Source organism: Streptomyces sp. CC53 (genome assembly GCF_001865245.1).
In the GTDB taxonomy this organism is placed as follows: domain Bacteria; phylum Actinomycetota; class Actinomycetes; order Streptomycetales; family Streptomycetaceae; genus Streptomyces.
In genome coordinates this window covers 1-10,466 of record NZ_MKXB01000018.1, presented here as the reverse complement: position 1 = coordinate 10,466, position 10,466 = coordinate 1, and the positions used below count along the sequence as shown (strand labels likewise).

9 protein-coding genes are annotated in these 10,466 nt (G+C 74.2%); 2 read left to right on the top strand and 7 right to left on the bottom strand.

From position 1 onward, the window contains the following. Nucleotides 1-280: 280 nt before the first annotated feature. From BJP40_RS01520 to BJP40_RS01500, 5 genes are all read right to left on the bottom strand, one after another. Nucleotides 281-1,219: a dihydrodipicolinate synthase family protein gene (locus tag BJP40_RS01520; RefSeq protein ID WP_071277909.1), complete on the bottom strand. Its 939-nt coding sequence runs from the start codon at nucleotides 1,217-1,219 to the stop codon at nucleotides 281-283. Beyond that, nucleotides 1,216-2,697 (bottom strand): NAD(P)/FAD-dependent oxidoreductase, encoded by a 1,482-nt coding sequence (locus BJP40_RS01515; protein ID WP_071277906.1) that lies wholly within the window; start codon nucleotides 2,695-2,697, stop codon nucleotides 1,216-1,218. Before BJP40_RS01515 ends, BJP40_RS01520 begins: the two co-directional genes overlap by 4 nt. Then, nucleotides 2,681-3,004: a (2Fe-2S)-binding protein gene (locus tag BJP40_RS01510; RefSeq protein ID WP_071277903.1), complete on the bottom strand. Its 324-nt coding sequence runs from the start codon at nucleotides 3,002-3,004 to the stop codon at nucleotides 2,681-2,683. Before BJP40_RS01510 ends, BJP40_RS01515 begins: the two co-directional genes overlap by 17 nt. Beyond that, entirely contained in the window at nucleotides 3,001-4,176 is a 1,176-nt protein-coding gene (locus BJP40_RS01505; RefSeq protein ID WP_071277900.1) for an FAD-binding oxidoreductase, read from the bottom strand. Before BJP40_RS01505 ends, BJP40_RS01510 begins: the two co-directional genes overlap by 4 nt. A 71-nt stretch (nucleotides 4,177-4,247) precedes the next feature. Continuing rightward, nucleotides 4,248-6,632: a collagenase gene (locus BJP40_RS01500; protein WP_226962385.1), complete on the bottom strand. Its 2,385-nt coding sequence runs from the start codon at nucleotides 6,630-6,632 to the stop codon at nucleotides 4,248-4,250. Between the two features lie 188 nt (nucleotides 6,633-6,820). Here BJP40_RS01500 and BJP40_RS01495 point away from each other — a divergent pair, with 188 nt between their 5' ends. Next, entirely contained in the window at nucleotides 6,821-8,227 is a 1,407-nt protein-coding gene (locus BJP40_RS01495) for an aminopeptidase P family protein (RefSeq protein WP_071277897.1), read from the top strand. A 289-nt stretch (nucleotides 8,228-8,516) separates the two neighbouring features. Further along, complete coding sequence (locus BJP40_RS01490; RefSeq protein ID WP_071277895.1) at nucleotides 8,517-9,080, top strand: HD domain-containing protein; 564 nt, start codon at nucleotides 8,517-8,519, stop codon at nucleotides 9,078-9,080. On the opposite strand, the gene BJP40_RS01485 is transcribed toward BJP40_RS01490, so the two are convergent. Continuing rightward, nucleotides 9,068-9,535 (bottom strand): NUDIX hydrolase, encoded by a 468-nt coding sequence (locus BJP40_RS01485; RefSeq protein WP_071277892.1) that lies wholly within the window; start codon nucleotides 9,533-9,535, stop codon nucleotides 9,068-9,070. The genes BJP40_RS01490 and BJP40_RS01485 overlap by 13 nt on opposite strands. Further along, the gene (locus tag BJP40_RS01480) at nucleotides 9,522-10,295 is read right to left on the bottom strand and encodes an XRE family transcriptional regulator (protein ID WP_177204276.1); all 774 of its coding nucleotides are present in this window, start codon (nucleotides 10,293-10,295) and stop codon (nucleotides 9,522-9,524) included. Before BJP40_RS01480 ends, BJP40_RS01485 begins: the two co-directional genes overlap by 14 nt. Between the last annotated feature and the right edge of the window lie 171 nt (nucleotides 10,296-10,466).

Here is a 10,466-nt window from a genome sequence, read left to right as displayed (position 1 = left end):
GTGGGGCGGGAGCGGGCGACCGCCCGGGGTCGGCGGGGCCTCCCGTCGGAGTGTCCCCCGACAGGCGCGTCCCGCGGCAGGAGCGTCCCGCGGCAGGACTACCGTCGGCAGGAGCGCCGCCGGTAGCCGCGTCCCCCGGCAGCGGACTCGCCCCGCTCCTCGGGGGCGGCGCCGCGCCGCTCCCCGGTGCCGTGCCCCGATCGCTCGGCGGTCGTACGCCGAGGACGGCGAGGACGGCGAGGACGGCTCGCACGCGGGGGTGGCCGCCGGGCGCCGCGGGTCAGTCCGCGACGCGGTCCATGCCCTCGGCGAGGGCCTTCTCCGTGGCGGCGCGGACGGTGGCGGCCTGCTCCTCCGTCAGCGGTGCGCGCGGCGGGCGGGTGGGGCCGCCGGGGCGTCCTGCGATGTCCATGGACAGTTTGATGGCCTGCACGAACTCGGTCTTCGAGTCCCAGCGCAGCAGCGGGTGCAGCGCCCGGTACAGCGGCAGGGCGAGGTCCAGGTCCTGGGCGACGGCCGCCCGGTACAGGGCGGCGCAGGCGCCGGGCAGGGCGTTGGGGTAGCCGGCGATCCAGCCGGCGGCGCCGGCGAGGGCGAGTTCCAGCAGGACGTCGTCGGCGCCGATCAGCAGGTCCAGTTCGGGGGCGAGTTCGGCGAGCTCGTAGGCGCGGCGGACGTCCCCGCTGAACTCCTTCACGGCGACGATCGAGCCGTCGGCGTGGAGCCGGGCGAGCAGTTCGGGCGTGAGGTCGACCTTGGTGTCGTACGGGTTGTTGTAGGCGACGACCGGGACGCCGGCCTTGGCGACCTCGGTGTAGTGGGCGCGGACGGCGGTGTCGTCGGCGCGGTAGGCGTTGGGCGGCAGGAGGAGGACGGAGCCGCAGCCGAGTTCGGCGGCCTGCTCGGCCCAGCGGCGGGACTCGGCGCTGCCGTAGGCGGCCACGCCGGGCATCACGCGGGCGCCGTCGCCCGCCGCGTCGACGGCGGTGCGCACCACGCGGGCGCGCTCGTCGTCGGTGAGGGTCTGGTACTCGCCGAGGGAGCCGTTGGGGACGACGCCGTCGCAGCCGTCGGCGATCAGCCGGGCGACGTGCTCGGCGTACGCGTCGTAGTCGACGGACAGGTCGTCGCGCAGCGGCAGCGCGGTGGCGACCATGATGCCGTGCCAGGGGCGCGTGCGGGTGTCGGCGGGGGCACCGGTGGTCCGGGGGGTGCTCATGCGGGGGCTCCTTCGTGGGTGTCCGGCGGTTCGGGCAGCTGGGCCAGGTTCTTCAGGGGGACGGGGCAGGACAGGGGGCGCCGGTCGGGCGCGGGCTCCTCTCCGGCGAGGCGGGCGACGGCCTGGCCGCACATACGGCCCTGGCACCAGCCCATGCCTGCTCGGGTGAGGAGTTTGACGGTGCGGGCGTCGCGGGCGCCGAGGTCGGTGACGGCTTCGCGGATCCGGTCGGCGGTGACCTCCTCGCAGCGGCACACCTCGGTGTCGTGGCGGAGCCAGTCGGCCCAGCCGGTGCCGGGCCGGTGGGCGCCGGCCATCGCGTCGGCGAAGGCGCGCAGGCGGGCGCGGAGGCGGGTGAGGGCGGCGGTGCGGCGCGGGTCGCGGGGGGTGCCCCGCAGGGTGTGGGCGACGGCCGCCGCGGCGATCTCGCCTTCGGTGAGGGCCAGTTCGGCGCCGCCGACGCCGCCGGTCTCGCCTGCGGCCCAGATGCCCGGCACGGAGGTGGCCTGGTCGGTGTCGAGGGTGAGGGCGGGGGTGCCGTCGGGGGTGCGGCGGGTGGCGCAGCCGAGTCCGGTGGCGAGTTCGAGCTGGGGGACGAGGCCGTGGCCGACGGCGAGGGCGTCGCAGGGGATGCGGCGGGCGGTGCCGGGCACGGGGCGCCAGTCGCGGTCGAGCCGGGTGACGGTGACGGCTTCGACGCGGGTCGTTCCGTGGGCGGCGGTGACGGCGTGCCGGGTGAGCAGGCGGGTGCCGTGCCGGAGCAGGGCGCCGCCGTGGACGGCGCCTTCGGCGAGCTTGCCGGGGTTGCGGGCGAGGGCGGGCAGATGGTGTGCGTACGGGGTGTAGTCGGCGGCTTCGACGACGGCGGGCACCCGGGCGCCCGCGGCGGCGAGGGAGCCCGCCACGGCGAGCAGGAGCGGTCCGCTGCCGGCGACGACGATCCTTACCCGGGACCGCGGCCGCGCCCGGTCGGGGGGCGCCCCGGGGCCGGGCAGGACGAGCCCTGACTTCAGCATGGCCTGGGCGCCGCCCGCGGCGACGACGCCGGGCAGGGTCCAGCCGGGGAAGGGCAGGTGGCGTTCGTACGCGCCGGTGGCGAGGAGCACGGCCCGGGCCCGCACGGTGGCCGGGGTCTCGTCGGGTCCGGCGACGGCGTGCAGGGTCCAGCCGCCGGTGCCGGCTCCGGGGTCGTCGCGGACGACGGTCCACACGTGGTGGAGCGGCAGGTGGGTGACGCGGCCTGCGGCCCGGTGGGCGTCGAGGCGGCGGGCCCGGGCGGCGAAGTGGCGCCATCCGTGGTGCAGGGCTTCGGGCCGCCGGGCGCGCAGTGCGGGTGCGGGGTGCCGGTAGAACTGGCCGCCGGGTCGTTCGCCGGCGTCGATGAGGGTGACGGACAGCCCGAGGTCGGCGGCGGTGACGGCGGCGGCGAGCCCGGCGGGGCCGGCCCCGACGACGGCGAGGTCAGCGGGGGCTGTCATGGCCGGTGCCCTCCTGGGTGGTGACGGTGTCGCCGGGGCGGACGGGGATCAGGCAGGCGCGCTGGTTGGGGCGGCCGTTGACGGTGGCGAGGCAGTCGTAGCAGCTTCCGATGCCGCAGAACGCGCCGCGTGGCGCCCCGCCGCGGCGGGTGGTCCGCCAGGAGAGGATCCCGGCGGCCCAGAGGGCGGCGGCGAGGGTCTGCCCGGGGAGGGCGGTGAGGGTGCGCCCGTCGAAGGTGAAGGGGTACGGGTCGGCGGGCTCGGCCCGGACGAGGCGGAGGGGGCCGGTGCGCGGGGGGCGGCTCATCGGGCGGCTCCGGGGAAGCGGTCGGGGCGGAAGGGCGCCGGGTCCAGGGGTGGTTCCTCGCCGCGCAGGGCGGCGGTGACGAGGAGGCCGGTGGCGGGGGCGAGGCCGATGCCGGCGCCTTCGTGGCCGCAGGCGTGGTGCAGGCCGGGGACGCGGGGGTCGGGGCCGATCGCGGGGAGGTGGTCGGGCAGGTAGGGCCGGAAGCCGCAGTAGGCGCGCAGGGCGCGGGCGTCGGCCAGGAGGGGGAAGAGTGCGGCGGCCTGCCGTGCGAGGCGGCGCAGGGCTTCGGTCGACAGCGTGCGGTCGTAGCCGACGCGTTCGCGGGTGGCGCCGATGAGGACGGGCCCGGCGGGGGTGCCCTCGACGACCGCGGAGGACTGGAGGCCGGCGGAGCCGCTGGCGACGTCGGCGACGTAGTCGGCGGCGTAGACCTTGTGGCGGACCAGCCCGGGCGGGAGGGGTTCGGTGACGAGGACGAAGCCGCGGCGCGGCAGGACCGGCAGGTGGGTGCCGGCGAGTGCGGCGAGGTCGCCGCCCCAGGGGCCCGCGGCGTTGACGACGGCCGGGGCGTGCAGGTCGCCGCGGGGGGTGCGGACGCCGTGGACCGCGCCGCGCGGGCCGGTGAGGACGGCGGTGACCTCCTCGCCGAGCCGTACCGCCGCGCCGGCGTGGCGGGCGGCGCGCAGCAGGGCCGCCGCCGCGCGGGCGGGCTGGACCTGGGCGTCCTGCGGGTAGTGGACGCCTCCGGCGAGGCCGGGTGCCAGGTGCGGTTCCCGGTCGTGGAGTTCGGTGGCGGGCACGTCGTGGGCGGTGACGCCGGCGGTGCGCTGCCCGTCCGCGAAGGCGCGGAGCGCGGCGAGAGCGGTCTCGTCGGACGCGATGACGAGACCGCCCTTGGGCTCGTACTCGACGTCGGCCTCCGCGGGGAGGGTCGTGGCGAGTTCGCGCCAGAGCCGGGTGGACAGGAGCGCGAGGTCGAGCTCGGGTCCGGGTTCCTTGTCGGAGACGAGGAGGTTGCCCTCGCCGGCCCCGGTGGTGCCGCCGGCGACGGGGCCGCGGTCGACGACGGCGACGGAGAGGCCGGAGCGGGCCGCGTAGTAGGCGCAGGCCGCCCCGACGACTCCGGCACCGACGATCACGGCGTCGAAGGTGTCGGATGGTCTCGTGGGCACAGCAGTAACATTTCACATGGCACTGCTCGCCCACAAGACCCGCCGACGGCGGCGCGGGACCGCCGCGCCGGTCACCTCTTCAGCGGGCCCTCGCAGGTGTACGAGGAGGTTCCCGCGGTCCGGTCGTCCCAGACGTCGACCGGGCCGAAGGAGCAGTTCATGTCCGCCAGGTTGGGCGAGGCGGCCCCCGCCCTGTCGAGCAGGAAGTAGTCGACCGTCTCGGACATGTCCTTGAACACCCGGTCGGCGCTGCCCGCGTCGGCGAGCCAGGAGGTGATCCGGCCCATGCAGGTGAAGCGCGGCATGCCGGTGTCGCCGTTGCCGGTGCACTCCGGGGTGTTGGAGGTCGCCCCGGCGAAGGCGTCCCGGACGGCGCCGGCCGTGGTCTCCCGCAGGCCGTCGTTCGGGGTGTGGGCGGTGTCGGGGACGAACAGGTCGGGCAGCCGCTCGATCTGCGCGTCGAGGAAGGCGTCGTAGCCGCGCTGGACGCCGGCGTCCCGGCCCAGCCGGTCGCGCCAGGCGTCGAAGGCGGCGGGGTCGTCGGCGCGCAGGTGCCCGTACATCTCCTGGAGGAGGGACGGCCGCTCCGTCCACAGGTACTCGAAGAACGTGCCCGCGTACGCGTAGAAGCGGAAGCCGTCGCCGCCGTACGTGGCGTGCAGGATCTGGTCGACGGTCATGCGGGGTCCGCCGCCCGCCGTGTCCCTGATGACGCTCTCCACCAGGGACTTGCGCACGGCGACGCCGTCGTCGCGCGTGGCCCCGTCGAAGAACTCGGCCGTGCCCTCGTCCATGGCGGTGGTGCGGTCGCCCTGGTACCAGGGGCCCTCGCCGAAGTAGCCGGGCACCGCCCAGCGGCCGTTGAGGTAGTGCACGTACTCGTGGCGGAACAGCTCCTCCAGCGTGAGGCGCGAGTCCTGCGGGACGCGCCGCTGGTAGGTGTAGAAGGTGGCGCCGCGCTCGATGTAGATGCCGCCGTTGTCCGTGCCCATGCCGGTGAGCAGCGGGTGGTAGGTCTCGTAGTCGGCCCGGGAGGCGTACAGGACGGTGTTCAGCGCGGCGTTGGTGTCGCCGGCGAGCGGCGTGTCGGTGCCGAGGACGCGGTGGAACTGCGCCTTGACCTGCTTGCTCGCGTAGTACAGCTGGTCGACGGTGGCGCGGTCGAGGCCGGTGCGCACCTTGAGGGTGCCGTTGTCGTACGTGTACGTGTGGGGGAACAGCATCCGCTCGATGTCGTCCTTGCAGACGCCGTACGGCTCGCACGCCCCGTAGTGGTCGAGCCAGGAGGCGACGTTCGCCCAGGGCTCGCTGCCGTGGCCGAAGCGGGTGGTCACCGTCTTCAGGAGGGAGCCGAGGTCGGAGACGATCCCGTCGCGCAGGGAGTCGATCTGCCCGAAGCGCCCGTACTCGGAGAGCGCGTCGCGCACCACCCACTCGTTCGGCGTGCCCTTGAGGTGGGTGTGGTACGCGAACCTCTTGAACGCGCCGCGGTAGCGCGTGTCGGCGGCGACGGCGTCACGGAAGGCGCGGTCGTCGTTGCCGGGGTAGATCCCCAGGTAGTTGACGGAGAGCGCGGCCAGGGCGGCGCCGCCCCAGTGCGGGTCCTTGTAGGTGTTCGGGTAGTACCCGTCCATGGTGGCGAGCACCTTGCGGATCAGGTCGAGCTGCGAGTGGCGCAGGCCCTTGGCGCTGCCGGCGTACAGCGCTTCGCGGAGGGTCTGGGCGTTGGTCGCCGTCTCGTCGAAGGTGCGGGGCGCGGCGCCGAAGGCGGCGATGGCGCCCCGCATGGTGTCGGCGGTGGGCCCGTCGGTGACGTCGATCTCCTCGCGGGAGAAGTCGTGGTACACGACGGCGTGGAGGTAGGTGAACATCTCCAGCAGGTTGCTGGAGTTGGAGCCGTCGTGCTGCCCGGCGAGCGCGGCGGCGCGCTGCGACACGGCCTGGACGTGGGCGTCGGACATGACGGGCGCGAGACGGGCGTCCCACGTCCAGATCAGGTCGCGCAGGCAGCCGTCGGCGGTGACCGCACCGTCGCCGAGGAAGTCCGCGAAGGCGTCGGGGGCGAGCCCGGTGACGCCGTCGAGCGTGCAGGCAACCCCCGCGGCGGTGCGGTGCGCGGCGGCCGCCGCACGGGCGGGCGCGGCACCGTCCAGGGTGTGCAGGCCCGGGGTGTTGCCGCCTGCCGCACGCTCACCCGGGGCCTTCGCGGTGACCGGGGCGGGCTTGGGGGCGCGCCCCAGGCGGAGGACCTCGTCGTGGGGGTGCGGGTCGGCGGCGGCCGGGCCGGCGACCGGGACGGCGCGGACCGGCTGCGGGGCGGCATCGGCGGCGGCCTGGGCGGCCGGCGCGGTGCCTGTGGCCGTGCCGAGCAGGGCCGTGGCGACGACGGTGGTGAGCAGCGCCGCGCGCAGTGGTCCGGGCCGCGATATGCGGCGGTCGGAAGGTCTGTGGGACACCTTGCGGCTCCTCTGGGTGTGTGGGAGGTGGGTGGGGGTGTGCTCACGGCCCGCGTCCGGGCGTGAACATCCGCACGGCAGGGCGGAGTCGGCGCCTCGATTGAAGCGTCCATGCCACTGCAATGTGAGCTGTAACATAGTAATGTGAAATTGCACTGACAACCCCTCAACGCGTTCTGGAGCCCGCGATGAGCGACAGCACCCCCTCCGGCCGGCCCCGCACCGGCAGCCACGACCTGTCCGTGTCGACCGAGTTGGCCCGTTTCATGGCCGAGCAGTGGGCCCCCACTCCCCTGCCGCAGGACGCCCGCGTCGCGGCCCGCGACCACACGCCGGCCCGCCGCGCCCGGCTCTCCGCGCGCTTCCCCGGTGAGCGGCTCGTCGTCCCGGCGGGCGAGTTGAAGGTCCGCTCCCACGACGTCGACCACCGCTTCCGCCCGCACAGCGCGTACGCCTGGCTGACCGGCCTGACCGGCGAGGACCAGGCAGGCCACGTCCTGGTGCTGGAACCGTCGGGACCGCACGCCCACGAGGCGGTGCTGTACCTGCGCCCCCGCTCACCGCGCACCGCCGGGGCCGACGGCCAGGTCGACACCGCGTTCTTCCGCGACCGCCGCTACGGCGAGTTCTGGGTCGGACGCCGCGCGGACCTCGCCGAGGCCGAGCGCATGACCGGCATACGCTGCGCCCACCTCGACGAGCTGGGCGGCGGCCTGCCGCCCGGCCGGGAGCCGTCCGCCGACCCGGAGCTGGCGGCGGCCCTGTCCGAACTGCGCCTGGTCAAGGACGCCTGGGAGGTGGACCAGCTCCAACTGGCCGTCGACCACACCGCGGCCGGCTTCGAGGACGTCGTACGGGCCCTGCCCCGGGCGCTCGCCCACCCCCGCGGCGAACGCTGGGTCGAAGGGGTCTTCGGCCTGCGGGCCCGCGCGGAGGGCAACGGCCTCGGCTACGAGACCATCGCCGCGTCCGGCGCCCACGCCTGCGTGCTGCACTGGACCCGCAACGACGGCCCGCTCGACCCCTCCACGCTGCTCCTGCTGGACGCGGGCGTCGAGACCGACACCCTGTACACCGCCGACATCACCCGCACCCTGCCCCTGTCGGGCCGCTTCTCCCCGGTCCAGCGCCAGGTGTACGAACTGGTGCTCGCCGCGCAGGAGGCGGGCATCGCGGCGCTGCGGCCGGGCGCCCGGTTCCGCGACTTCCACGAGGCCGCCATGCGGGTCATCGCGGAGGGCCTCGCCGAGTGGGGCGTGCTGAAGGACGCCGAGGGCGATCTGCACCGCCGCTACACGCTCTGTTCCAGCGGCCACATGCTGGGCCTGGACGTCCACGACTGCGGCCAGGCCAGGGCCGACGCCTACCTCGACGGCGTCCTGGAGGCTGGCCAGGTCCTCACCGTCGAGCCGGGCCTGTACCTCCAGCCCGACGACCTCACCCTGCCGCCGGAGCTGCGCGGCATCGGCGTCCGCATCGAGGACGACCTCGTCGTCACCGCCGACGGCGCGCGCCTGATGTCCTCCGCGCTGCCCCGCACGCCGGACGCGGTGGAGGAGTGGATGGGCACCCTGATGGACGCCGGGGACGCGTAGCACTCCGGCGCCGTGCCCCGCCCGCCGTCCGCGGCGGGCGGGGCCCCCGATGACCTGCCTGTGGGGGGCGGGCGGCGACGCGGAGGCCGCGGCGTAGGGGCCCGGCTTCACGACACCGGTCTCCGCTGGAGTGGTAGCAGGCCCGCCACGCTGTCTCGCCTCGGCTGGCGGGCGATGTGTCGGAGTCCAGTGCCCTGCCGAGTGCCGGACCGCCCACCGGCGTACGGCGGCGCGCCGGACCCCGGTGGTGCTTGGCTAAGGGCTGACTTCCGTGGGAAGAGACGACGTCATGGACGAATCGACGGCTGTGTGGGCCCTGCATGTCGGGGAAGCGGAACTTGCGGTGGAGCTTCCCCGGCGGTGGGCTCATTCGCAAGGGGTTGCGGCTCGCGCCGCCGGACTGGCACGTGTCCTTGGTGAGGACGCTCACCTCTTGGTAGCCGCCGCTACGCTGCACGATGTCGGCTACGCGCCTCGCTTGGCTACGACGGGGTTCCACCCGCTCGACGGGGCACGGTTCCTTCGAGAGGAGCACGGGGCCGACGAGCGGCTGGTGCGGCTTGTGGCGAACCACTCCTGCGCGTTGCTGGAGGCCGAGGAGCGTGGGTTCCGCGAGGTGCTGGAGGCGGAGTTTCCGTTGCTGGAGGAGCCGCTGTTGGTGGATGCGCTCGTGTACTGCGACATGACGACGACGCCCGATGGTGCGCGTACCACCGCGCAGGATCGGGTCGCGGAGATTCTGGGGCGCTACGGGGCTGACAGCGTGGTGGGGCGGTTCATCCGTCGGGCGTCGCCGGAGATCTTCGCCGCGGTGGAGCGGGTGGAGGCTGCGTTGGCGGGTCAGCCGAGGTAGGGGTAGGTGCCGGCGAGGTAGTCGCCGATCTGCTGGCGCATGCTGGGGTGGATGTCGTAGCTGTTCAGGTCGGCGGGTTGGACGAAGCGGACGCCGTCGGCCTCGTCGTTGATGGTGGGCTGCCCGCCGACGGGGCGGCCGATGTAGGTGTTCTCGTACTGCTGGCGGATCTCGCCGTCGGTGTAGGCGACGATGTGGTGGGGGTTGGTGTAGACGCCGAGGAAGCCGGTGATCTCGGCGACGATGCCGGTCTCCTCCAGGCATTCGCGTACCGCGCACTCGGCGGCGGTCTCGCCGATGTCCTGGGCGCCGCCGGGCAGGGCCCACTGGCCGGTGTCGCGGCGGCGCTGGAGGAGGATGGCGCCGCTGTCGTCGACGACGAGCAGGTTGCTGGCGGGGATGAGGGTGTTCGCCTTGGGGGCGTCGGGGTCGTTGTAGTACTCAGTCCTGCCCATGCGTGGCGGTCCCCTCCTGGTCGGGTTGCCAGGGCCGCGCGCCGGCCCAGACTACGTCGAAGCTTTGAGCGTAGTTGTCGAACCAGCCAGCGGCATCCACCCGCCGAAGGTGCAACAGCGGGTTGGCGCTGGCTGGTTGTCCCCACACGTGTGGGTTTACCAGCAGATTGCCGTCGTAGCGGAAGAGGGAGTTGTAGAGGGTGCTGTCGTGGAGCCGCACCTCGCATCCGGCCTCGGACAGCAGCGGCCGGTAGTACGTGAGGGAGGCGCGGATCTTGGCGGCGAGCGTGTCGCCGATGCCTTCCTCACGGCCCCGGAGAGCGGCGGCCTGGCCGGTCGGGTCACCGAAGCAGAGGCGGATGTGGACGCCGTCGGCCGCGCGCTCGGCGAGCATCTTGGCGACGTGCGGGTTGGTCTGTGCGAAGAACGTGCCGGACAGGACCATGACGTCGATCTGCTGCTGTGCGCCTTGGAGCAGGGCGAGCCATGTGTCGCGGGGGACGCTGGCCCGGTTCTGGTAGGTCCCGACGATCTCGCTGCCTAACCCGGTGGCGGTCCGTCCGCCACGGGAGGGCGGTGTCGGCCAGAGGAAGGTCTCCTCGACCCGTAGGTGCTGAGCGGCACGGAAGCGGTGCCGCGGATGGGGTACGCGTCCGCCAAGCCAGCGGCTGACGGTCTTCGGGTCTACCTCACAGGCCTCGGCGAGCGATTCGGGATTTACGCCGCGCTGGGCGAGTACGGAGTGAAGTCGCTCGTTCACAGAGGTCATACAAGCCCAGTCGGGTGACGACGAGCAAGGACGTTGTGGGACGTTCACCGGCCAGCGGACGGCTGGACAGTGGTGCTTACGCTGGCGGTATGCACCTCATCGTCCTATTGATCCGAAACGATTCGGGTTCTGGGTCGTTGGTGGGGTGTGAGCGATCTGGTG

Bases quoted from the DNA above. Each gene is read 5' to 3' on its own strand.
- BJP40_RS01520 (WP_071277909.1), bottom strand. From the start codon at position 1,219: ATGAGCACCCCCCGGACCACCGGTGCCCCCGCCGACACCCGCACGCGC.
- BJP40_RS01510 (WP_071277903.1), bottom strand. From the start codon at position 3,004: ATGAGCCGCCCCCCGCGCACCGGCCCCCTCCGCCTCGTCCGGGCCGAG.
- BJP40_RS01495 (WP_071277897.1), top strand. From the start codon at position 6,821: ATGAGCGACAGCACCCCCTCCGGCCGGCCCCGCACCGGCAGCCACGAC.
- BJP40_RS01485 (WP_071277892.1), bottom strand. From the start codon at position 9,535: ATGGGCAGGACTGAGTACTACAACGACCCCGACGCCCCCAAGGCGAAC.
- BJP40_RS01490 (WP_071277895.1), top strand. From the start codon at position 8,517: ATGGACGAATCGACGGCTGTGTGGGCCCTGCATGTCGGGGAAGCGGAA.
- BJP40_RS01515 (WP_071277906.1), bottom strand. From the start codon at position 2,697: ATGACAGCCCCCGCTGACCTCGCCGTCGTCGGGGCCGGCCCCGCCGGG.